The 24,632-nt window shown below is 36.1% G+C and carries 19 protein-coding genes, 1 tRNA gene and 2 pseudogenes; 17 read left to right on the top strand and 5 right to left on the bottom strand.

Annotated elements, in window-relative coordinates:
- Positions 1–284: 284 nt before the first annotated feature.
- From B9P78_RS03265 to B9P78_RS03255, 3 genes are all read left to right on the top strand, one after another.
- Positions 285–2,435 carry a Tex family protein gene (locus B9P78_RS03265; protein WP_094518116.1) on the top strand — a complete coding sequence of 717 codons (2,151 nt, stop codon included), beginning with the start codon at positions 285–287 and terminating at the stop codon, positions 2,433–2,435.
- Between the two features lie 396 nt (positions 2,436–2,831).
- Entirely contained in the window at positions 2,832–4,046 is a 1,215-nt protein-coding gene (locus tag B9P78_RS03260) for an ABC transporter substrate-binding protein (RefSeq protein ID WP_094518115.1), read from the top strand.
- Positions 4,047–4,143: 97 nt separating this feature from the next.
- Positions 4,144–4,779: a CBS domain-containing protein gene (locus tag B9P78_RS03255; protein WP_094518114.1), complete on the top strand. Its 636-nt coding sequence runs from the start codon at positions 4,144–4,146 to the stop codon at positions 4,777–4,779.
- A 61-nt stretch (positions 4,780–4,840) separates the two neighbouring features.
- Here B9P78_RS03255 and B9P78_RS03250 read toward each other — a convergent pair.
- Together B9P78_RS03250 and B9P78_RS03245 are read right to left on the bottom strand one after the other, a co-directional pair.
- Positions 4,841–4,923 (bottom strand) — tRNA-Leu (locus B9P78_RS03250).
- Between the two features lie 53 nt (positions 4,924–4,976).
- Positions 4,977–5,948 carry a hypothetical protein gene (locus tag B9P78_RS03245; protein ID WP_094518113.1) on the bottom strand — a complete coding sequence of 324 codons (972 nt, stop codon included), beginning with the start codon at positions 5,946–5,948 and terminating at the stop codon, positions 4,977–4,979.
- A 164-nt stretch (positions 5,949–6,112) separates the two neighbouring features.
- On the opposite strand from B9P78_RS03245, the gene B9P78_RS03240 reads away from it, so the two are divergent.
- From B9P78_RS03240 to B9P78_RS03205, 8 genes and pseudogenes are all read left to right on the top strand, one after another.
- Positions 6,113–6,550 carry a DUF1801 domain-containing protein gene (locus tag B9P78_RS03240; RefSeq protein ID WP_094518112.1) on the top strand — a complete coding sequence of 146 codons (438 nt, stop codon included), beginning with the start codon at positions 6,113–6,115 and terminating at the stop codon, positions 6,548–6,550.
- A 109-nt stretch (positions 6,551–6,659) separates the two neighbouring features.
- A pseudogene (locus B9P78_RS03235) lies at positions 6,660–7,035 on the top strand (VOC family protein).
- A 346-nt stretch (positions 7,036–7,381) separates the two neighbouring features.
- A complete protein-coding gene (locus B9P78_RS03230; RefSeq protein ID WP_094518111.1) occupies positions 7,382–8,668 on the top strand; it encodes an ectonucleotide pyrophosphatase/phosphodiesterase in 1,287 nt (428 codons plus the stop codon).
- 45 nt (positions 8,669–8,713) lie between these two features.
- On the top strand, positions 8,714–10,651 hold the full coding sequence (gene glgB, locus B9P78_RS03225) for a 1,4-alpha-glucan branching protein GlgB (protein ID WP_233487681.1): 1,938 nt from the start codon (positions 8,714–8,716) through the stop codon (positions 10,649–10,651).
- Positions 10,652–10,776: 125 nt separating this feature from the next.
- Complete coding sequence (locus B9P78_RS03220) at positions 10,777–11,904, top strand: glucose-1-phosphate adenylyltransferase (protein WP_094518110.1); 1,128 nt, start codon at positions 10,777–10,779, stop codon at positions 11,902–11,904.
- A 1-nt stretch (position 11,905) separates the two neighbouring features.
- Positions 11,906–13,099: a glucose-1-phosphate adenylyltransferase subunit GlgD gene (glgD, locus tag B9P78_RS03215; RefSeq protein ID WP_094518109.1), complete on the top strand. Its 1,194-nt coding sequence runs from the start codon at positions 11,906–11,908 to the stop codon at positions 13,097–13,099.
- Between the two features lie 46 nt (positions 13,100–13,145).
- A complete protein-coding gene (gene glgA, locus B9P78_RS03210) occupies positions 13,146–14,585 on the top strand; it encodes a glycogen synthase GlgA (RefSeq protein ID WP_094518108.1) in 1,440 nt (479 codons plus the stop codon).
- A gap of 138 nt (positions 14,586–14,723) precedes the next feature.
- The gene (locus B9P78_RS03205; RefSeq protein ID WP_094518107.1) at positions 14,724–16,082 is read left to right on the top strand and encodes an aspartate kinase; all 1,359 of its coding nucleotides are present in this window, start codon (positions 14,724–14,726) and stop codon (positions 16,080–16,082) included.
- An 82-nt stretch (positions 16,083–16,164) separates the two neighbouring features.
- Here B9P78_RS03205 and B9P78_RS03200 read toward each other — a convergent pair whose 3' ends face one another.
- Complete coding sequence (locus B9P78_RS03200) at positions 16,165–16,989, bottom strand: undecaprenyl-diphosphate phosphatase (RefSeq protein ID WP_094518106.1); 825 nt, start codon at positions 16,987–16,989, stop codon at positions 16,165–16,167.
- Positions 16,990–17,194: 205 nt separating this feature from the next.
- Between B9P78_RS03200 and B9P78_RS10035 the strand changes: the two genes are divergently transcribed.
- From B9P78_RS10035 to B9P78_RS03175, 6 genes are all read left to right on the top strand, one after another.
- Positions 17,195–17,341 carry a PTS glucose transporter subunit IIA gene (locus tag B9P78_RS10035; RefSeq protein WP_233487680.1) on the top strand — a complete coding sequence of 49 codons (147 nt, stop codon included), beginning with the start codon at positions 17,195–17,197 and terminating at the stop codon, positions 17,339–17,341.
- Positions 17,334–17,711 (top strand): PTS glucose transporter subunit IIA, encoded by a 378-nt coding sequence (locus B9P78_RS03195; protein WP_233487679.1) that lies wholly within the window; start codon positions 17,334–17,336, stop codon positions 17,709–17,711. Before B9P78_RS10035 ends, B9P78_RS03195 begins: the two co-directional genes overlap by 8 nt.
- A 270-nt stretch (positions 17,712–17,981) precedes the next feature.
- Complete coding sequence (locus B9P78_RS03190; protein WP_094518105.1) at positions 17,982–19,058, top strand: BMP family protein; 1,077 nt, start codon at positions 17,982–17,984, stop codon at positions 19,056–19,058.
- A gap of 87 nt (positions 19,059–19,145) precedes the next feature.
- Complete coding sequence (locus B9P78_RS03185) at positions 19,146–20,738, top strand: ABC transporter ATP-binding protein (protein WP_094518104.1); 1,593 nt, start codon at positions 19,146–19,148, stop codon at positions 20,736–20,738.
- The gene (locus B9P78_RS03180) at positions 20,725–21,804 is read left to right on the top strand and encodes an ABC transporter permease (RefSeq protein WP_094518103.1); all 1,080 of its coding nucleotides are present in this window, start codon (positions 20,725–20,727) and stop codon (positions 21,802–21,804) included. Before B9P78_RS03185 ends, B9P78_RS03180 begins: the two co-directional genes overlap by 14 nt.
- Positions 21,804–22,760, top strand: a complete 957-nt coding sequence (locus B9P78_RS03175) for an ABC transporter permease (protein WP_094518102.1) — start codon at positions 21,804–21,806, stop codon at positions 22,758–22,760. The genes B9P78_RS03180 and B9P78_RS03175 overlap by 1 nt, the downstream gene beginning before the upstream one ends.
- A gap of 67 nt (positions 22,761–22,827) precedes the next feature.
- Here B9P78_RS03175 and B9P78_RS03170 read toward each other — a convergent pair whose 3' ends face one another.
- Complete coding sequence (locus tag B9P78_RS03170) at positions 22,828–23,451, bottom strand: flavin reductase family protein (RefSeq protein ID WP_094518101.1); 624 nt, start codon at positions 23,449–23,451, stop codon at positions 22,828–22,830.
- A gap of 156 nt (positions 23,452–23,607) precedes the next feature.
- Positions 23,608–24,629 (bottom strand): annotated as a pseudogene (locus tag B9P78_RS03165) (lactonase family protein).
- Between the last annotated feature and the right edge of the window lie 3 nt (positions 24,630–24,632).

Below are 24,632 nucleotides of genomic sequence, written 5' to 3'. Positions count from 1 at the left end.
AAAGACCTATGACTACTCCAATGATGGAAGTAGCCATAAGTCTCATCTTTTAAGACGACACCAGCAGGTATCTGCCGGATATGTTGGCGCCGCCACGATTCAAAATCGCTGATTACTCCCTTATGGAACTGTTTTAAGTATAGGCTAATTATATTTTATCTGAGATAAAATTGCAATAAATAATCGTAATTTTTCTTACGAAAACATGAGATAAGTTTGAACAATAGCGAAAGTGCAAATTTTGTTATATAATGATTGTTCGTGAACAGAGAAAGGTGTTGAATATGGAATCATCTTACATTCAAATTATAAATAATCAGTTACCATTTACTCAAAAGCAAATAGAAAGTGTTTTGAGTCTGCTTGAAGAGGGCAATACAGTACCATTTATTGCTCGATATCGTAAAGAAGCGACACAATCATTGGATGAGGTTGCGATACGTGATATCGAACACGCATACCAATACACCAAACAATTGGAAGAACGTAAAGCATCCGTACTTTCTACTATAGAAGAGCAGGGTAAACTGACGAAAGAACTGGCTGACAAAATCAAAAAAGCCACCGTGTTACAAACAGTTGAAGATTTATATGCGCCATTTAAACAAAAAAGACGTACCAAAGCTACTATTGCAAAAGAAAATGGGTTAGAAGGCCTTGCACAATGGTTATTCTCCTCTCCTACGACAGGTAATGTGACAGAAGTAGCAAGCCAATATCTAAATGAAGATATTGTAGATACCGAAGCTGCGTTAGCAGGTGCCCATGAAATTATGGCAGAATGGATTTCTGAGGATGCTGATATTCGTGCATGGTTACGTAAATATACACTCAGAGAAGGGAACTTAGTAAGTGTAAAACGTAAAAATGCTGAAGATGAAAAAGCTACCTTCGAGATTTATTATGATTTTAGCCAAAACATCGTAAATTTAAAACCGTATCAAATATTGGCCATAAACCGTGGCGAGAAATTAAAAGTGCTAAATGTTTCAGTTGAGAGCGATGAATTCCCAATTATTAAACATTTAGTCAATAAATTTATTCTCGGTCGCCCCGTTTCTACTCGTGAAATTCAAGCGGCAATTCAAGACGCTTTAGATCGTTTCCTGAAACCATCTATTGAAAGAGAAATTCGTTCAAGTTTAACAGAAACAGCGGAAAAACATGCCATTCATACATTCTCAGAAAATTTGGGTCACTTATTAATGCAACCACCATTGCAGGGACGGACAGTGCTTGGTTTAGATCCTGCATTCAGAACAGGATGTAAACTAGCTATTGTTGATGCAACTGGAAGAGTATTAGCCAAAGATGTGATTTATCCACATGCACCAGTCAACAAAAAAGAAGAAGCTGCTCGTAAATTCAATCAATTAGTAACGGATTATCATGTTGAAATGGTCGCAATTGGTAATGGTACAGCATCACGTGAATCTGAATTATTCGTTGCAGAACAAATTCAAGCCAATAATTTAGATTTAGTCTATTCGATTGTAAATGAAGCAGGCGCTTCAGTATATTCTGCAAGTGATATCGCCCGTGAAGAATTTCCAGATTTTAATGTCGAAGAACGATCTGCCGTTTCTATTGCTCGTCGTTTGCAAGATCCACTAGCAGAATTGGTGAAAATTGATCCTAAAGCCATTGGTGTTGGTCAATACCAACATGACGTTTCTCAAAAAGAACTGGCCGAAATGCTAGATTTTACTGTAGAAACTGCTGTTAACCGGGTTGGTGTAAATCTAAATACAGCATCGGCATCATTGTTAAGTCATGTTGCAGGGCTATCTATGGCTGTTGCTAAAAATGTGGTTGCCTACCGAAATGAAAATGGTATTTTTACAAACCGTAAACAATTAGCGAAAGTCAAACGTCTTGGCCCTAAAACTTATGAACAAGCTGTAGGTTTTATTCGTATTCCTGGTGGAGATAACATACTTGATAATACGGGTATTCATCCAGAAATTTATGGCACGGTAACAGCTATATTGAAAGAACTAAATATTGCTGTTGAAGATATTCAAGCTGAAGAAAATCGTAGCAAAATTGCTGATTTAGACTTGAATCGATTATCTACCCAATTTGAAATTGGTAAAGAAACGCTAGTAGATATTCAAAAAGCGTTATTAACACCGGGACGTGATCCACGTGAAGATGTTGAAGCGCCAATTTTACGTTCTGATGTCCAAACACTAAAGGATTTAAAAATTGGTATGCAATTACAAGGTACCGTGAGAAATGTTGTTGATTTTGGAGCTTTTGTTGACGTTGGGGTAAAACAAGATGGATTAGTACATATTTCACGTATGTCTAAGAAGTTTGTATCAAATCCTGCTGATATTGTGTCAGTGGGAGACATCATCGACGTATGGGTGTCTGAAATCGATGAACAAAAAGGGCGAATCGGCTTAAGTATGTTACCAATCGCCAATTAAATGAGATTTTTATTAAAAAAAATTACATTTAATTAAAAAAAGATTAGTTTATGACTTGTTTTTTATCATTCTATTTGTTATATTATAAATATCTTAAAGAGAGGGAGGTAGAAGTAATGATTGCAGTGAATAAAATGAAACAAATGAATTTTACCCAAATGCGTATTATTTCTATCTGCCCACATCAAAACTTATTATTATTAGTTAACTGAGGATTCTACTATATATTGTAGAGTCCTATTTCTCGTGAAATACGGGCTCTTAACTAAGACGTCAGCCCGTAACGCGGGGCTGGCGTCTTTTTTATTGGCCGTAAACAAAGATGCAACTGATAAGTATGGTGATTTAAGGTTTGTATCGGGTAGGCAAATGGACAAAAACTAGGGAGCGTTAAAAATGAGAAAAAACAAATTTAAAACACTTATCATAGCAGCACTTTCAGCAACTTTTATTGTAGCAGGGTGTTCTTCGGTAACGACAACAGCAACTTCAACTGCAAATGATACATCTAGTTCATCGGCTACAAGTGAAGCGTCAGATACGGTTAATATTGGTGGGTTGTGGGAATTAACAGGCGCCACAGCAGCCTATGGTGTTGTTCAAGATAACGCCGTCCAGTTGGCCGTTGAAGAACGGAATGCAGCAGGTGGAATTGATGGCAAAGAAGTCGTGTATCAATCTTATGATAATCAAGGAGCACCTGAAGAAGCTGCTGCTGGTATGTCTTATTTAATTGATGAAGGTAATGATGTGGTTTTGGGTCCAGCGACTGCAGCTTTAACTTTTGCTGCTCAACCTATTGCTGAAAAAGCCCAAGTGCCTTTTGTTTCAGCAACGACAACGGTCGATAACGCTACGATAAACGCTGAAACCGGTAGTGTGTGGGAATATTTCTTCAGAACTAGTTTCCAAATTTCTTTCCAAGGTTCTGCTATTGCTGAATTTGCAAACCAACAAGGTTACAAAACTGCAGCCGTATTAAAAGATAATTCAACTGATTACGGTCAAAATTTAACTGACATTTTCGTTGAAAACTTTGAAGGTGATGTTGTCGTTGATGAATCGTATATTTCAGGAGACACAGATTTTTCATCTGTCCTAACGAATGTGAAAGCACAAAACCCTGATGTCATTTTTATTGCTGGTTACTACCAAGAAGCTGGTCCAATCATTAAACAGGCACGAGAAATGGGCATTGACATTGCAATTGTAGGTCCTAATGGTTTGGGTAACCAAAATATTATCGATCTAGCAGGGGCAGAAAATATGACAAATGTATACTATGTGGCACACTTTGTCTATACCGAGGATTCACCTCAAGAAGTTCAAGATTTTTATAATGCTTATGTTGAAAAAATTGGCACAGAACCAGACATGTTTTCAGCTGTTGCCTACGATGCGGCAAATATGGTAATGAATGCCGTTGACACAGCAGACTCAACTGATTCGACGGCAATTAGAGATGCTATCGCTGCTACCAAAGATTACCAAGGTATTGCTTATGATATTACTTTTGATGAAGACCATAACGTATCTGCGCCAGCATATATTCAAGAAGTAGTGAATGGGGAACCAACGGATAACGTAACCATTATTCAACCAGAGCCTTAATCAGTTGAAAAAATCTGTACTTTAGTCAAGTATTTGATAAAATGAGTGTAAGCATTTTAAATCATTACTGATGCGACAGAGAAAGGAGTTCTATCAAATGAAGATAAAACAATATATGAGCACTGACTTAATTACAGTCACACCTGAAACAGGGGTTTCAGCAGCCGTTTCCAAGATGGAAGAACATAAAATTCATAATTTACCCGTTGTTAAAGATGGTAAATATGTAGGTATTATTACACAAGACATCATCGATGCTAAATCTGCATCAGATGCAACTAGTTTAAGTGTATATGAATTAAACTATATCCTTTCTAAAGCAAATGTAGCAGAATTTATGGATGCTAAAGCACCTACGGCAACTACGGATTGGATGGTTGAAGAAGCTGCAGAATTCATGCGTACGAATGATTTACGTGTCTTACCAATCGTTGATGGTAATCAAAATGTAACGGGTATTATTACCTATAAAGACATTTTTAAAGCCTTAATTGACCTGTCAGGTTATTTAGCTGGAGATTCGGAATCACGTTTTGTCGTAAAAATTTCAGAAGACCGTATTGGTGTCATTTCTGAATTAACAAAAACACTGGCAGATGCAGGTATTTCTGTATCACACATTTTTGTTAACGATACAGACGGTATTGAAATTACCATCCAGGTTCATGGTGGCCAAGGCGAACGAGCTAAAGTTGTACTTAGCGAAGCAGGTTATACAGTCGTAGATTTATAAATAATAAATTGATACAAAAAAGCCGAGATTCAATTTCTTCGGCTTTCTTTTATTTTAAATATGCGGCTAACAAGAGTTGAACTTGCACGAGATTTCTCTCACTGCCCCCTCAAGGCAGCGCGTCTGCCATTCCGCCATAGCCGCAACTTAGGACTAGATGAATGTCTAGATCCTAATCATCAATGATTTCAATACACCTAGTATACCAAACCTACTAAGAATATTTCTAGTACAAAAAATATCGTGAGACTAGCAATGATACTATAAAACATTGTTGCGCGATGTGTTACTTGCCCTTGTATTAAAGAAATTGTAAAAGTAATTAGTAATAAAGCAATTTGTAATAAAACTATTAACAATACAATGATTGTAAAGATGAGTGGCGCAAGTAGTGAGATTAAGAAACAGATTAGGGCAATAATCACGGTAAAACTGTTCATCCCATAAAAATGATCTAACCATGCACTATTAGCAATTCTTTCTTTCGTTAGTTTTTCACGAATAAAATGTGAAAGGATGGGTAGCAACCATAATGAGATCAATAAAAAGACAAATGTTTTAAGACCAAAACGCCAAGCAATAAAATTGAAATTCAAATTTGGCAATACAGACAAATCAGCAAACCATTCATAATGCGTGACAAAGTAATTTGCTAAAAATGTAAATGAAATCGCATTGAATATGGATAGGACAAACAATGAAGTTATCCCATGATTTGAACGAGGGTTATCCTGCTTAAAGTTAGGTATTTGTAAAGGATTTTTTAGATAAGCAACCAAATAATTGAAATAAGCACTTAGGAAATTTTTATTTGTATTGGTATTGCGGCGACTTGGTTCTTGATTATCTGATGATGAACTTGTTTTTTTACTCTTGCCAAAAGAAAAACGTCCATTTTTTCTTTTTTCATTTTCCTGTTGATGGGCATCTGACATGATGATCGTTTCATCATTGTTTGTATTCGTATTTGAAGTATTTTGATTCGTACTTTTATTTATGCCTTTATATATTTTCATTTCATCATCTCTATCCTTAATTTCATTCATTAAAACGGGCATTTCAATAGTATCAGCGAAATCGTCATTCATATCAAAGGTATACTGATAAAAAGGGCATTTATTCGCATTTTCCGCGATACGAGCATGGTAATTTGGGCATATTTTCTGCATATTAACTCCTTACTTTTGACAGTTTCATATATGATTTGTTTAGGTTCATATATGACAATCTATTTTATTATTTTGATGTGCTTCTTTTCATTCCATGATAACATAATTTATAACAGAGAAAATTAGGTCGATGAAAAAATAAAGATAAATTTAAGGAGCGTAAAATGACATATCAACAAAAAACTCTACCTAACGATCAGGATCCTACAGAACATATTTTGACATTAGACGTTTCCAAAAATAAACAAGCAGACGCTTTAGCATTATTGGCTATATTTAAAGAAGAGACCGGCGTAACCCCTGTAATGTGGGGAAATAGCATTATAGGTTTTGGTGCGTATGATTACGTTACCTCATCAGGTATCGAGGGTGTCTGGCCAATAACCGGATTCTCCATTCAAAAAGCCCGTTTTTCTTTATATCTGAAATATGATCAAGATGAATCACAAATCTTTTTAGATCAAATCGGTAAATATAAAGCCGGTGTTTCGTGTGTTTATGTCAATAAATTACAAGATATTGATGAACAGGTGCTGCGTAAATTTATTAAAGCTGGTTGTCAATATATGCAATCCCACTTTGTGACAAAAGACCATATCTAAAATGATTTGAATTTTAAAAAAAAAGAAATCAGATTAAGGTTAACTTTTTCTCCAAACTTTGATAAGATATAGATAACTTAGAATAATTGAAGAAGGGAAGCGTGTACTAATGAAAATGGCGCATACTTGCTATCGTGTAAAAGATTAGTAGCAGCAAAAGACTTTTATCAAAAAGCTTTTGGTTTTGAAGTTGCACTTGAAAAAGATTACCCTGAAAATAAATTTACGCTAGCTTATTTAACCTTGCCTGGAGATGATTATGAATTAGAATTAACCTATAACTATGATTCAGAAGGTTATGATCTTGGTGATGGATATGGTCATATTGCAATTGCAGTCGACGATTTAGAGGCTGTGCATGCAAGTCAAAAACAACAAGGTTTTAATGTTACAGAATAAAACAATTACCAGGTGACACTAAACCAAGATATTTCTTTGTAGTCGATCCAGATGGTTATAAAATCGAAGTCATTCGCGCTAAATAATTTTATATTCAACCTTAATTTCTCAATAAGTTGTTATTTGACAAAAAGATTGTTTTCTAAAGAATTACATGCTATAATGACTTTATGCGATGAGGCGAAACGCACAGCATATGTAAGTCTGTGCATGTAGTTAAAGAGGGTACAGGCTCAAGCCACCACGTGAAGTGGGTACTTGGTCAAAAGCTGATGTGAACGGCTGCGACCCTAGTCTAGAAGAAAGCGAGGACATTTTTGTCCTCGCTTTTTTCTATTTTCAAAAATGAAAGCTTTTTCATGTAATTTAAGTTAATATAAGGTAAAATAGAATATATCATAAAAGTAAATAATTCGGAGGATTAACCTGGAAATGTCAGAGAAGAAATTAATCATTATTAGTTTAGATGCATTTGGAACAGAAGACTTAAACTATGCCTTAACTTTACCCAATTTCAAAAAATTTAGGGAAGAAGAGGCTTTAGTTGAAAAAGTTACTTCTGTATATCCTTCCTTAACTTATATGTGTCATACTTCTATCATTACAGGGCAATTTCCGAAAGATCATGGCATCATCAACAATACCTTTATTCAGCCTGATCGTATTTCACCAGATTGGTATTGGTACGCAAAATATATCAAAACACCGACGATATTTGATATTGCTAAAGAGAGTGGATTATCAGTCTCGACAATTTTATGGCCAGTTACCGGTAAAAGTAAGGCAATCGATTATAATATTGCAGAAATTTTTGCGAATCGAAAATGGCATTCGCAAGTTGCAGTATCACTTCTTGCATCTAGCCCTAAATATTTAATTCAAAAAAATAGCAAATTTCGACATCTGCGTAACGGCATTCAGCAACCTGAATTAGATGAATTCGTAACGGCGATTACAGTAGACACGATTAAACATGAACAACCTGACGTTTTGGCGGTTCATCTTGTTGATTTGGACGCCACTCGCCATGGCTTTGGTGTTAAATCGCCTGAAGCTAAAGCAGCGATTGATAGATTGGATAACCATTTGGGTCAAATATTTGCAGCTATAGACGATACACCGTCGTATCAGAATGCACATATCGTTCTCCTAGGAGACCATTATCAAATGGATACTACAAGCGTGATTAGACCAAACCATCTATTCAAAAAAGCTGGCTTAATTAAGGTAAATGATGACAATAAAATTATCCACTACGATATTTATGCGAAAGGTGCAGATGGTTCAACTTATATTTATAAAAATAAAGATAGTAATTTTACGATGGAAGATTTGCATAACGTATTAAAACCATTAGCACAATATATTGATGTAATTTATAGTCAAGAAGAGGCCATTGCAAAAGGTGCAGATCCGAACTGTTTTGCTTTAATTGAAGCTAAAACTGGTTATTATTTTGAAAGTGACATTGAACGACCAATCAGGGAAGCGACGAATAAAAATGTACCTGGGGTTAAACTACTGAAAGCTAGCCATGGATATGATCCTGAAAGAGAAAATTATGCGACAATGTTTATGGCTAAAGGTCCTAAAATTGAAGCCAACGCAGTTATAGAAAAAGGGCGTCTAGTTGATGAAGGACCAACGATGTTAGCAATGTTAGACTTATCCTTTAAAACACCAGTTACTGGGAATGTTTTACAAGGGTTGTTTAAATAAATGAAACAGCTATATTCCAGCAAATGAAAAGATAGGGTGAGTAATGTGAAGAACGAATTAAATGTGACAGGCCAAAAAACCGAGCAAAGATTATTGGATGAAATGTATTATTTTAATATTGGTAATCATTTTGAAGCCTTCAAATTTATGGGTGCAAAACCAAGTGTTGAATCTGAGCAAGATGGCTACCGATTCACAGTTTGGGCACCAAATGCGAAACAGGTATACGTAGAGGGTAGCTTTAATGATTGGCAAGAAATTGCTTTAGAAAAAATTACAGAAACGGGTGGCTGGTCCATTTTCATTGCCGATGTCAAAGAATGGGATTTGTATAAATTTGTCATAGAAGATCAACACGGCACAAAAAAAGAAAAACAAGATCCATTTGCTTTTGCTGGTGAAGTAGCGCCAAAGAATGCATCAGTCATTCAAAATATACCTTCATTTGAATGGTCGGATAAAAAATGGATCGACAAAAGAAAGCAATCAAATGCAATTGCAAGCCCTATCAATATCTATGAACTACATATGTCTTCATGGCGTAAACATGAAGATGGGACAGCGTATTCATTTGCTGATTTAGAACAAGAGTTAATACCATATGTACTAAAAATGGGTTATACGCATATCGAATTTATGCCATTGATGGATCATCCCTTGGAAGCATCATGGGGCTATCAAATTAGTGGGTACTTTTCTATTGCGGGGCGATTTGGACATGACTTTGGACCGTTAATGTCTTTTGTTAATGCGTGTCATGAAGCCGGAATTGGCGTTTTAATAGATTGGGTACCAGGGCATTTTATCGTGAATGATGATGCGCTTGCCAATTTTGACGGTACGCCAACTTTTGAATTTCAAGATCCCAACCGTGCAGTGAATAATCGATGGGGCACAAAAAACTTTGACCTTGGTAGAAAACAAGTACAATCATTTCTTATTTCAAGTGCCATTTTTTGGTTAGAAACATTCCACTTTGATGGTATTCGCGTAGACGCTGTATCTAACATGCTATATCTGGATTACGACATTGGCCCATGGACACCAAATAAGTATGGTAATAATGTCAATCTTGAGGGTGTTGAATTCTTGCGTCGTTTAAATAACGAAATCTTTTTGCGAGATCCTTCGTATTTAATGATTGCTGAAGAATCTACAGCTTGGGATGGTGTTACAAAACCCGCTAGTATAGGGGGCCTTGGTTTTAACTTTAAATGGAATATGGGTTGGATGAATGATACCTTAAAATTCTTTGGTATTGATCCAATTGGCCGTAAAAACAATTACAAATTGGTCAATTTTACGTTTATGTATATGCATGATGAAAATTTCATTTTGCCATTTTCACATGATGAAGTTGTTCACGGTAAAAATTCTTTACTGGGTAAAATGCCAAATCCTAATCGGTACGAACAGTTTGCCAACCTACGTGTTTTAGAAGGATACCATTTGTTATACCCTGGGAAAAAATTATCATTTATGGGTAACGAAATTGGTCAATTTTTAGAGTGGCGGTTCTATGAACAACTCGAATGGGATTCATTAAATAGACCGTATAATACTGAATTCCAACATTATATAGCTAGTTTAAACAAGTTATATAAAGAAAAGTCAGCCTTACATGAACTTGATACCGACAAAAAAGGTATCGATATTGTTGAAGCTGATGATGAAATTGAAACCACCTTATCTTTTATACGTAAAGGAAAAAAAGCTGGGGATGTAGCAGTTTGTGCCTTCAATTTTACCCCGGTTGAACGGAAAAAATATCGTATAGGTGTTCCTTTTAGTGGTAGTTATAAAGTTATTTTTAATAGTGAAATGAAAGAATTTGGTGGTAATTGGGAATCGCAAACACTTGTTTTTGAAACTGTAGATGTCCCACATAAATATCAACCATATTCTATTGAAATTACCTTACCGTCGTTGGCTGCCATTGTATTAGAACCAGACAAGGTGAAGATAACCAAGCAGCATAAATAGTGAATAGATCCGTAATGCATTAAAGGGGTGGATTACTGGTTTTTGGGAAAACAATTCTAAATTCAAATCAATTTGTTGATAGCTTTTGTCATTTGTGAAGGGGGAAGGAGTTTAACTCCACGATTATGTTAAGTAATGAAATGATTGCAATGATTCTTGCCGGTGGTAAGGGTACTCGTCTTGGTAAATTAACACAAAATATTGCAAAACCCGCTGTTCCCTTTGGAGGGAAATACCGTATTATCGATTTTACAATGAGTAATTGTACCAACTCTGGCATTTCAACCGTTGGTGTGATGACCCAATATGAACCGATGATTTTAAACGATCATATCGGTAATGGGGATCCATGGGATTTAGATACAAGTGATGGTGGGGCTTTCGTACTTCAACCTTACTCATCTAGTGACGGTGAAAAATGGTTTAATGGTACAGCTAATGCAATCTATCAAAATGTTTCTTTTATTGATAGTAAAAATCCTGAGTATGTCCTTATTTTATCAGGTGATCATATTTATAAAATGGATTACTCACCAATGTTAGCTGAACATAAAGCAAATGGAGCTGATTGCACTGTTGCTGTAAAACCTGTACCAATTAAAGAAGCATCACGTTTTGGTATTATGAATACTGATGCAGAAGGTCGCATTGTTGAATTTGAAGAGAAACCTGAAAACCCTAAAAGTGATTTAGCTTCAATGGGTATATACATCTTCACTTGGGCTAAATTACGAGAATACTTAACAAGTGATCCTGAAGGCATGGAAGATTTTGGTCAAAATGTAATTCCTGCATATCTTGAAAATAATGAAAAAATTTATGCCTACGCTTTCGATGGCTATTGGAAAGACGTTGGTACGATTGATTCTTTATGGGAAGCAAATATGGAAATTTTAGACCAAACACATCCATTAAACTTACGTGATAAATCTTGGCCAATTTTTTCAAGAAACTTTATTACAACGCCTCAATTCTTAACGCCAGAGTCTGAAGTTGCAAATTCAATGATTTGCGATGGTTGCATTATCCGAGGTGACATAAAAGATTCTATTCTTTCTCCAGATGTATTAGTGGGTAAGAATTCTAGTATTTCTAATTCAATTGTGATGAAGGGTACTAGTATCGGCGAAAATGTACGCATTGAATACGCTATTCTTGGAGAAGGTGCTGTGATTGCTGACGGTTCAGAAGTAATTGGTACACCTGAGGAAATCGCGGTAATTGGTTATGAAGAAGTTGTAGGGGGTAATTAAGATGTTCCAAAATAAAGTTACAGCAATTTTAAACTTAGATAAATCGCCAGAAGCTTTAATGCCATTAACTGAAAATCGTTCAATCGCCAACTTACCTTTCGCATGTCGTTACCGTATCTTAGATTTTTATCTATCAACGTTAGCAAATGCTGGTATTCGTACGGTAGCTTTATTCATGGCTGAAACTGGTCGTTCTGTATATGACCATATTCGTTCTGGTAAAGCATGGAATTTTGACTCTTATACAGGTGGGATTTTCACTTTTTCTCAAATGAATCACAAACGTGCTTTATATGAAGCAGCGAGTCGTAAAGGCCCATTCTATGATGATCATCGTTTATTCATCGAACGTTCAAACGCACAATACGTATTCGTATCAGGCGCTAAAATTGTCGCAAATGTCCACCTTGATGAAGTGATGCATCAAATGGACCGTTGTGAGTCTGATTTAACCCGCGTTTATGCACAAGTTCCTCGTGAGTTAATCGAATATCATCCAAATGAATCTATTATTCACTTTGCTGAAGATGGTTGTGTTGACCGCATTACTAAAGAGGGTGTAACACCAATCAACCAAGCAACTGTAAAGTATGATTTGAACATGACCTTAATTCGTACTGAAAAATTATTAGAAATGATTGAAAAAGCGGAAGAAGATAACTTCTACAAAGAACTTGATGAAGTGATTGTTGAATATATGGGCGACTACCGTGCTGAAGGCTATCAATATGAAGGGTATGTTGGCAATATTGATTCAATCAAATCTTACTACGATGTAAGTATGCAAATGTTAAATGGTGAATATTTCACCCAATTATTCCAAGATGAGCAACCAATTATTACGAAAGCACATAATGGTTCGCCAACTTATTATGGAGACCATGCTAATGTCATTAATGCTCAAATTGGTACGGGCTGCCAAATCTATGGTGAAGTTGCGCAATCACATATTTTCCGAAACGTTGAAGTTGCACCAAATGCAAAAGTAGATCATTCAATTATTTATCAAGGTGCAAAAATTGGTAAAGGTGCAACAGTTCAATATGCTATCTTAGATAAATCTGTTGAAGTTGAACCAGGTGCGATTATCATCGGAACGCAAGATGATCCAATTGTAATCCCAAAAGGGTCATATATTGCGGCATCTGACGATACTTACCAAAATGCAACATATAAATTTAAGGCTGCGCGTTAAATCTCATTCGTAAAAAATGTTATTTGCAGCATGGAAGGATGATGAAATGAAAGTATTATTTGTAGCCGCAGAAGGTGCGCCGTTCTTCAAAACGGGTGGACTAGGTGACGTAGCGTATGCTTTGCCAAAAGAGTTACGTAAACAAGGGATTGATATTCGTGTCGTATTACCATATTACACTCAAATGCCTCAAAAATTTGAAGAACAGTTAACAGACCTTACGAGTTTTCGTGTTGAATTAGGCTATAAAACAGCCTATGTAGGTATTAAAACTTTAGTATTAGATAATATGCAATATTATTTTGTAGATAATCTAGCTTACTTTGACCGTGATCAATTGTATGGTCAAGGGGATGACGGCGAACGATTCGGCTTCTTTGATATAGCTGTGATCGAAATGATGGAAAAAATTGATTTCATACCCGATATTATCCATGTGAATGACTGGCAAGCAGCGATGATTCCAGCCTTACTAGTAGATCGTTACCATTGGGTTGAAGCCTATAAAAATATACGTAAAGTATTAACTATCCATAATATTCGTTTCCAAGGTTGGCAAAATCCAGATGCGTTAAGCCATATTTTTAATACCACTATGTCTTTATACCATGTAAATGGTGTTGAAAAAGAAGGACAAGTAAATTATCTAAAAGGCGGCATTAATTTCTCTGACCGTGTGACAACTGTAAGTCCTAATTATGCCCGAGAAATTCAAACACCTGAATTCGGTGAGAAATTAGATGGCGAGTTGCGATACAATAATTGGAAGTTGTCAGGCATTATCAATGGAATAGATTATGATCAGAATAATCCAGCAACGGACCCGGCTATTACAGTTAACTACGATGCATCAAATGTGATTGAAGCAAAAAAAGCCAACAAGATGGCACTTCAAGAACGAGTTGGATTGAAAGTTGATCCAGATGTTGCTTTACTGGGTGTTGTTACTAGACTAACTGATCAAAAGGGTATGCAATTACTTCAAGAAAAAGCTGAAGAATTATTGAATAGTCGTAATGTTCAAGTTGTTGTGTTAGGTACGGGTGAAGCCCAATTTGAAAATTCCTTCCGCTATTTTGAATGGAAATATGCTGGTCAATTCTGTGCTTATATTGATTTTGATGTTGAATTAGCCCAACAAATATATGCAAGTGCCGATATGTTTCTAATGCCTAGTGCATTTGAACCTTGTGGCCTATCCCAAATGATTTCAATGCGTTATGGTACTTTACCAATCGTGCATGAAACAGGCGGATTGTCTGATACTGTTCAACCTTATAACCAATATACTGGTGAAGGTAATGGTTTCAGCTTCAACATCTTTAATGGAGATACATTTATTCAAACTATTCATTATGCACTTGATGTATATGAAAGCAATCCTGATGCTTGGTATCAATTAATCCAACAGGCTATGGCTACTGATTTTTCATGGACAGAGCCTGCAAAGGAATATATCAACTTATATGAAGGATTAGTCGATTAATGTAACATGCTATGTCATATTTTAAGTTATGCCGTAACACTAGTAGGTGTTGTGGCATTTTTCTATTGATGTAGAGGCGCTATTTATGATAAGCTAACGATTAGTTAGATTAAGATTGGATTGGAATGAGATGAAAAGATGAAAGTAATCAAATTTGGTGGATCTTCAGTAGCATCTGCTGAACAGTTGGAAAAAGTAAAAAATATTGTCGTAGAGGATACAAGTAGAAAATTTGTCATTGTATCTGCACCGGGGAAACGTGATAAGTCCGACATTAAAGTGACTGATTTGTTGATTGACTTAGCTGCAGAAACTTTGCGTGATAGTGACAACGCTTCAGCTACTTTTAACAAGATTATTGATCGTTTCAGAGATACTGCAGAAGGTCTACATATGGATTTAGCCATTGTAGAAAAATTATCTAAACAATTAAATCAGGTCATTAATGATGACCGTTATGAAAATACGGCTTATTTTACAGATGCTGTTAAAGCTTTTGGTGAAGATGCGAATGCACAATTGATTGCGACATACTTTTCTGAACAAGGTTTAGATGCAGTCTACATGAATCCTCAAGATGCTGGCTTGTATTTGTCAGACAATCCTGGCCATGCTCGTGTTTTGCCTGAATCCTACCAAAATCTATATAAATTGCGTTCGCATGAAGGGGTTGTTGTGATTCCTGGCTTCTTTGGTTATACTAAATCCGGAAAATTAGTTACCTTCTCGCGTGGAGGTTCTGATATTACTGGAGCTATTGTTGCGAACGGTGTCAAAGCAGATACATATGAGAACTTCACTGATGTTTCTTCTATTTATGTTGCTAATCCTGGGGTTGTACATGATCCTGTATCAATTGAACAATTAACTTATTCAGAAATGCGTGAACTTTCATATGCAGGATTTTCTGTATTCCATGATGAAGCCTTGCAACCCGCTTTTATTGCGAATATACCAGTGGCCATTAAAAATACAAATGAACCTCAAGCACCAGGTACGTTGATTACGCGTACACGACCAAAAAATAACCTACCAATTTCAGGAATCGCATCTACTAGTGGTTTTGCTAGTGTGTATATTCAAAAATACATGATGAACCGCGAGGTCGGATTCGTACGGCGCGTGCTTTCTGTTTTGGAAAAATACAACGTTTCTTTTGAACATATTGTATCTGGTATCGATGATATTGATGTTATTTTCAAAGAAGATGCTTTATCTAAGAGCGAATTTGAACAAATGGTTGTTGAAATCAAAGCTGAAACAGCAGCAGATGCCATTGAAAAACGCGATAATTTGAGTTTATTAATGATTGTAGGCGAAGGCATGATTGAAAATATTGGGAACACAGCGCGCGCAACCAAAGCCTTGTCTGAAGCAGGTATCAACTTGGAAATGATTAACCAAGGTTCATCTGAAATTTCAGTTATGTTTGGTATTGTGGAGGAACGCGAAAATGATGCAGTCCGTGCCATATACAACGAGTTTTTTCATCAATAATAAATAAAAAAGCCACAAGGAAATTTTAGAATTTCCTTGTGGCTTTTAAAATGTGTGTCATTTTCCTGATTATGTTAAATCCTTAGAATAATAGGAAATAAAGAATCACAATGATACCTAAAACGATGCGGTACCATCCAAATACCTTGAAGTCATTTGTTTTAATGTATTTCAAGAACAATTTAATGGTTAGTACAGATACGGCAAAGGCTACAATCATACCAACTAATAATAACCAAACCTCACTAGCCGTAAATTGGAAACCGTCTAAGAAAGCTTTCACAAGTTTTAAGGCAGAAGCACCAAACATAATAGGAATAGACATAAAGAATGAAAAGTTTGCGGCTAGGGGACGAGATGTACCTACAATAGTAGCACCTAAAATTGTAGAACCTGATCTAGAAGTTCCTGGCACCAACGATAGTACTTGGAACATACCAATTTTCAATGCATCCATATATGACATTTCAGCCAGGCTGTTAATACGCGGTTGCACATTTTGATGACGGTTTTCAATCCAAATGAACCAAATACCGTAAAGAATTAACATGATTGCAACGATGAACCAATTCATTAAATTAGCTTCCATCCAATCATCTAGTAACAAACCTAGAACGGCTGCAGGTAAACAACCAACAATTACTTTAACCCATGTCATCCATGTTTCAGATTTCTCTTCTTTTGATTTACTAGGTGCAAAAGGGTTTAATTGGTTAAAATTTAACCAAACCACGGCAAGAATCGCACCTAATTGAATGACAACTAGGAAAATATCCCAAAATTCTTGGCGGACGTCTAAAGTAATAAATTCTTCTAATAGAATCATATGACCAGTTGAAGAAATGGGTAACCATTCAGTGATACCTTCGACAATCCCGAATAAGATAACTTTTAATGTATCTAACATATATCAATATCCCTTCATTAAATAAATAATTACCAATTAAGTATAAATGAAAGACGATAATAAAACAAAAAAACATAGGAAATTTAAGAAGACCTTTATATTTTCAAAGTATAAAAGCCTTTGGGATTTCGTTTCATTATATTTATGAATATGGTATGATTTAGGCATAGTGATAGCTAAAGAAATATATAAGGAGCCAAAAATTATGTTTAATTTTTTCAAGAAAGACAAAAACAAACAAATAGCTCAGCAAAATGCAACTTCAAGTGAAGTTTTATTTGCTCCTGCTACAGGTGAATTCAAAACAATTGATCAAGTAGATGATCCTGTATTTTCTCAAAAATATGGGTAATGGTTATGCCATTGAACCTGTAACTAGTGAAGTATTTACACCTGTTGCGGGTACCGTTATGAGTATTTTCCCTACTAAACATGCAATCTATATCAAAACTGATGAAGATGTAGAAGTTTTAGTACATATGGGTATCGATACTGTTGAATTAGATGGTGCACCTTTCGATGTTAAGGTTTCTGAAGGAGACCGTGTTGAAGAGAACTCATTAATTGCTAACGTTGATCTAACTCAATTAGAAACTGCGGGTAAAGGTAAATCAATTGTAGTTGTCTTTACTAACTTAGAAGGTACTTCAAACCTTTCATTAACTGCTTCTGGTCAAGTAAACCATAATGAAGTGGTTGGTTCAGTATCTACAAATAATTAAATAAATGTAAAATATCTTCTATATTTGTAAATAGGAGGTATTTTTTTGAAACAAATTTAAGTGGTTTTTACAAAAATACCAATATTGTTCGTGATTTTTCATTAAAACAGCCTATAAAATAACTAAAATAGCAATTATTGAAAAGAACACGAACATGTCTGTAAATTTGTCTTTACAATTCTGAGAGAATCGAGTAACATTATCAATGTAATAAGCGAACGATAACATTCAATTTACAAACTAACATTCGCATTCGGGAGGAAAAATTTCATGTCATCAAAATTTAAAACAATTGCTTTATTAGGTGCTTCTGTATTTGCTTTAGCTGCTTGTCAAGGTCAAGATGCTGGTTCATCTAGCACAACTTCAGAATCTACTTCTTCAACTGCTAGTGGTTCTGAAAGTACTTCATCAGCAACTGGTGAATACGGCATTGCAATGGTAACTGATGAAGGTGGCGTTGACGACCGTTCATTTAACCAATCTGCTTGGGAAGGTATGCAAGCTTGGAATGAAGAAACTGGTAATAAAGTTCAATACTACCAATCAGATGATTCTGCTGACTTCGTACCAAACTTTAACACTGCAATTGCTGATGGTTACGACATCATCTTCGCTATGGGCTTTATGTTAGCTGATACAGTTGCCGAAGTAGCGCCAGCTAATCCAGACCAAAACTTTGCTTTTATCGATGGTGTTGTTGAAGAACCAAACGTAGTATCAATGACTTTTAAAGATCATGAAGCTGCTTTCTTAGCAGGTATTGCTGCTGCTGAAAATACTACTTCAGGTAAAGTTGGTTTCGTTGGTGGTATGCAAACTCCTACAATCGAACGTTTTGAAGCTGGTTTCAAAGCTGGTGTAGCTTTCATTGATGATTCAATCGAAGTTGACGCTCAATACGTTGAATCATTTGGTGATGCAGCTACTGGTCAACAAATTGCAAATGCAATGTACACAAGCGGCACAGATGTAATCTACGCAGCTGCTGGTGCATCAGGTAACGGTGTCTTCACAGAAGCTCGTAACAGATTAGAAGCGAATCCAGACGAACAACTATGGGTTATCGGTGTTGACCGTGATCAAAGTGCAGAAGGTGAATGGTCAGGTGGTAACTTCACTTTAGCTTCAACTATTAAAAATACTGGTTCAGCTATCCAAGCAATTTCAAATCAAACAATTAAAGATGGATTCCCGGGCGGAAAATTGGTAGAATATGGTTTGAAAGACAATACTGTTGATTTAACTAAAGGTAACTTGTCAGATGAATCTTGGGCAAAAGTCGAAGAAGCTAAACAACAAATTATCGATGGTGAAATTACTGTTCCTGAAACTTTGTCAGAATAATAGAATACAACAATTGAATGGAAAGTTGCGTCAGTCGTAATGGGCTGACGCTTTTCTGTGAATATCTAGAAATGAGAGGTTACACTTATGCATACGGAAAATGTCATTGAGATGCGCGATATCACAAAGATTTTCGGTACTTACAAAGCAAATGACAATATCAATCTTAATTTGAAAAAAGGTGAGATTCACGCACTTTTAGGTGAAAATGGTGCGGGGAAATCTACTTTAATGAACATTTTATCAGGGCTTTTATCACCAACATCTGGTGAAATCCTGGTTAATGGCCAAGTTGAAGCTATTTCATCACCTGAAATAGCAAATAAATTAGGTATTGGAATGGTTCATCAACATTTTATGTTGATTGATAATTTTACAGTGGCGGAAAATATTACTTTAGGTAAAGAAACAACAAAATTTGGCTATATTGACTCAGCAGCAGCCAATGACCAAATTAAGGCATTATCTGAAAAATATCATCTATCTGTAAACCCTGATGCATATGTACAAGATATTTCTGTTGGTCAACAACAAAGGGTAGAAATTATCAAAGCCTTATATAGAGGAGCTGATATTTTAATCTTTGATGAACCAACCGCCGTATTAACGCCTCAAGAAATCGATGAATTGATGAATATTATGAAGGCGATGACGCTTGAAGGTAAATCAATTATTTTGATTACCCATAAGTTAGACGAAATCACCACTGTAGCAGACCGTTGTACAGTTATTCGTCGTGGTCAAACCATCGGAACTGTTAATGTCGCTGATGTGAGTAAACAAGAACTTGCGGATATGATGGTAGGCCGTCATGTAAACTTCCAAGTAAACAAACAAGCGCCACAGTTAAAAGATGTTGTGCTTGAAGTAGAAGATTTAGTCGTTAAAGAAGCTCGTGGTTTAGATGCTGTAAAAAAAGTAAACTTTAACGTTCGTGGTGGGGAAATACTTGGGATTGCTGGTATTGATGGTAATGGTCAATCTGAATTAATCCAAGCAATTTCAGGATTGCGTAAAATCGAATCTGGTCGTGTACAACTTGGTGGCAAAGATGTTACGAATAAAAAACCGCGTAAAATTACAGAAGCCGGTTTAGGCCATATTCCAGAAGACCGTCAAAAACTTGGTTTATTCTTGCCATTAAGTATTGCTGAAAATATGGCAATGCAATCTTACTATCATAAGCCATTCTCAAGCCGAGGTTTGTTGAATCATAAATTTATTGAAGAACATGCACGTACTTTAATTCAAGAATTTGACGTTCGTACCACCAGTGAAGCTGCCTTAGCAGGTGATTTGTCAGGTGGTAACCAACAAAAAGTGATTATTGCTCGTGAATTAGACCGTAATCCTGATTTACTTATCGCTGCACAACCGACGCGTGGTTTGGACGTTGGTGCAATTGAGTTCGTGCACTACCGCTTAATTCAACACCGCGATGCAGGCAAGGCTGTACTATTGATGAGTTTTGAATTAGATGAAATTATGGGCGTTTCTGACCGTATTGCTGTTATGCATGAAGGTCAAATTATCGCAATTGTAAATGCGAATGAAACCAATGAATCTGAATTAGGTTTATTAATGGCGGGCGTACCATTGGCAGAAGCACGTCTTCAAAGCCAAGTTGGTCCTGAGCATGATATGACTACTGAAGGAGGAAAACCAGTTGAATCAATCTAAATCAAGTCGTTTTATCGACAAAATTAGTGTTCCCATCATTTCTATTTTATGTGGCTTCCTACTAGGTGCCTTAATCATGTTATTCTTTGGCTACAATCCAATCGCTGCGTATAATGCGATGATTATGCCTGTAATTACGAATCCATATTTTATTGGTGAAGTTTTACGTCAAGCGACCGTATTAACCTTAACTGGTTTAGCATTTAACATTGCTTATCAATCCGGTTTCTTTAATATTGGACTTTCCGGTCAATTAGTAGCAGGTTGGTTAACATCTGTTGCCATCGGCTTAGCATTCCCAGATATTCCTCGCATTATTATGGTACCTTTAATTTTAGTTTTGGGCACTTTAGCCGGCGCTTTATATGCTTCAATTGCTGGGGTATTAAGAGCATATCTTGGTACAAATGAAGTAGTTGTAACAATCATGTTAAACTACATCATGCTGTACACAACAAACTATTTAATTCGTGAAGTACTAGGTACAGGTAACCAAACTGAAAAAGTTGGCGACAATGCTAGCCTTGCACTTGGCTGGTTAACAACGCTTACGAGTGGTTCCCGTATTAACATTGGGATTTTCATTGCCATTGCGATGGTATTGCTTTATGGTTTTGTGATGAAAAATACGACAACAGGTTTTGAATTACGTTCAGTTGGTTTGAATAAAGATGCTGCAGTATATGCGGGGATCAATGCTGAAAAGAATATTGTTTTAGCCATTTTTATTTCAGGTGCATTAGCTGGTCTTGCGGGGGTAATACACGGTATTGGTACTTTCGGTAACTTGTATACCCTAAACTCATTACCTTCAGAAGGTTTCAATGGTATTGCTGTTGGTTTACTTGGTATGGGTACTCCTTTAGGTACATTCCTTGCATCACTATTATTTGGACTATTAAACATTGGGGCGTCATTTATGCCAACACGTGCTGGCGTACCTGATGAATTAGCATCAGTCATTACTGCTGCCATCATCTTCTTTATCGGTTCTTCTTATATCATTAGATATGGACTAGATAAATTAAAAAACAGAAAAGTAAAACAAGCAGGAGGGGATAAATAATGGATTTACTAACGACATTACAATTAATCGTTTCTTCAACGTTAATGTATTCCGCACCTCTGATTTTCACTGCTATTGGTGGTACTTTTTCTGAAAGATCTGGTGTAGTAAACATTGGTTTGGAAGGTATTATGGTGATGGGTGCATTTGCATCTGCGATTTTCAATATTGGCATGGCCGGTACTTTTGGCAATTTAACACCCTGGGTTGGGTTAATTGTCGGGGGGATTGTTGGTATAGCATATTCTAGCATTCATGCTGTTTCTTCAATCAATTTCCGAGCTGATCAAACAATTTCTGGTACAGTATTGAATCTTGCAGCACCTGGTTTAGCCGTTTTCTTAGTGCGTGCAATGTATGGTGCTGCACAAACAGGACCTTTAGCAAAACCATTTGTGACATATAATATTTTAGGTTTAAACAATATTCCAATTATCGGCCCAATTTTCTTTGAAAATACATCTGGTCCAGCTTATCTGGGGGTAATCGTTGCGATTATTGCTTGGTTTGTTTTATTCAAAACAAGATTTGGTCTTCGTCTACGTTCAGTAGGTGAGCATCCTGAAGCATCAGAAACATTAGGTATCAACGTATATGCTATGAAATATGCGGGGGTTCTTATCTCTGGTTTTCTTGGGGGTATCGGTGGAGCTGTTCAAGCACAAGCTGTACAAAATGAGTTCTCGCTTGTAACAGTAGCTGGTCAAGGTTTCATGGCTATGGCGGCTATGGTATTTGGTAAGTGGCATCCAATCGGTGCGATGGGCGCAGCAATCTTTTTCGGTTTCGCGCAAAGTCTATCTGTAACTGCAAACTACATTCCAGTTATTAAGGATGTACCATCAGTATACTTAGATGTAGCACCATATATTTTAACAATTATCGTATTGGTAGTATTTATTGGTAAAGCCCAAGGGCCAAAAGCTTTGGGACGAACTTTCATCCGTTCAAAATAATATACTTTCATAATGAAAAAGCAGAGGTTGGGACAATGATGTCTCAACCTCTGCTTTTTGTATACAATTATATAGGCCTTTTTAAAACATATGGGGCGCCAAAGTCGGTAAATAAATTACCTGCTAGACGAGCAACGGGTTCTAATTTGTCATAAATGACATAACCTTTTTCTTCATCATAGACACTGTCATCTAAGTGATAATCAGTGACCTCAAAGATAAACATATCCGTAATGATGCGATCTTCACGGTCTTTAATTGGAATGTATTGATAGACTTTTAATTCTAAGCGAATCAGCGAATCTTTCACTCCTGGTACTGAAACGGTATGACTTTCGATGGTTTCTATATCTGCCAATTGAATTTCACTCACTTCGGGTCCAACAAGCGCAGCTGTGGCATTCATTTGCTTGATTTGTGATTTACTCACAACATTCATTACTGCCTCAGGAACGTCCAACAAATTTCGTGCAGAATCTTTGATTGAATAATCCGCTTTTCTTAGAATTGCAATTGACAATAAGGGGATTTTTTGACCAGCACCACTTGTAAATGAAAAGGGTGCTAAGTTGATTACATCATTTTCTGTATTTTGGGTTGTAATCCACCCAACAGGACGGGGTACAACAGAACCCGATAATAATTTGTAGCGCAATTTTTCATCTATATCTTTGGCGGCTAAATGATGCATAAGCGTAGACCTTTCTTTATCCTCAATAATTCGTAACGTATTCAATAATTTGATAATGATAGTATTATCAATATATTTATATTAGTGAAAAATTAGCAAGTCTAGAAGTTAGACTTGCTAATGGTCGATTGTTTAAATCTATTTAATTGGTGTAAATTAGGCAGGTGTCACACAAACAATTTCATTTACTGCAATATTATCTGTATAAGTTAATAAACCAGTTTCAACATCACGTTTGAATAAGGAAATTTGTGGTTGGAATTGGTGACCAACAATGATAAATGTTTCATCAGCATTAAAGTTAAAGTCACGTGGGAAATCACCTTCAGTAGAAATATTTTGAATTTCAGTAAGGGTTTGACCATCCTCAGATACTGCAAATACAGTGATTGAGTTGTGGCCACGATTAGAAACATATAAGAATTTATTGTCAGCAGATAAACGAATAGCGGCGCTAGAGTTAAATTCAGTCCAATCACTTGGAAGTGTGTTGTAAATGTTACCAGCAGTTAAACTTCCGTCTTCGTTAATCGTTAAAACGGTAACCGTATAATCTAGTTCACCAAGCAAGTAGACAATTGATTCAGAATGGTGGAAGGCTAGGTGACGTGGACCTGTACCTGGTGCAGCTTTATATACACTTAATTCTTCTAATTTATGGTCGCTAGATAAACGGTATGAATGAACTTCATCGGTACCTAAATCACAAGATAAGATAAATTGGTGATCATTTGTTGGATGGATAAAATGTGCATGTGCAAAATCTTGGTTTTCATGAGGGCCAACAGGAGATGTATGTTGAACGATGTCTGCAACTGCTAATGTGCCATCTTGTAATATATCGATAACTGCTAATTCACCTTTTTTGTAATTAGCATTATAACTACATGATTTTCTTCATCATAAGTTACATAACAACCGTTTTCATTGAAAACTTTAGTACGATCTTTAAAAGTGAAGTTACCATCTACTAATTCATAATGAGCTAAACCAGGTTCATCACCATCACTTAAAGTGAATAAATGTTTGCCGTCAGCAGATAAAGTAAGGTAAGTTGGGTTATTCTCCTCAATGATTAACGATTCCCCAGCTAATTTACCAGCAGTAGTATCTAAGTTTAATGCATGAATTCCTTTATTATCCTCACGTGTATAACCACCTAAATAAATTGTTTCCATAAA

The sequence above is a fragment of the Aerococcus sp. 1KP-2016 genome (genome assembly GCF_002252085.1).
Lineage (GTDB): Bacteria > Bacillota > Bacilli > Lactobacillales > Aerococcaceae > Aerococcus.
The sequence above is the reverse complement of the archived record's forward strand: the minus strand, read 5'-3'. Positions and strand labels throughout refer to the sequence as shown.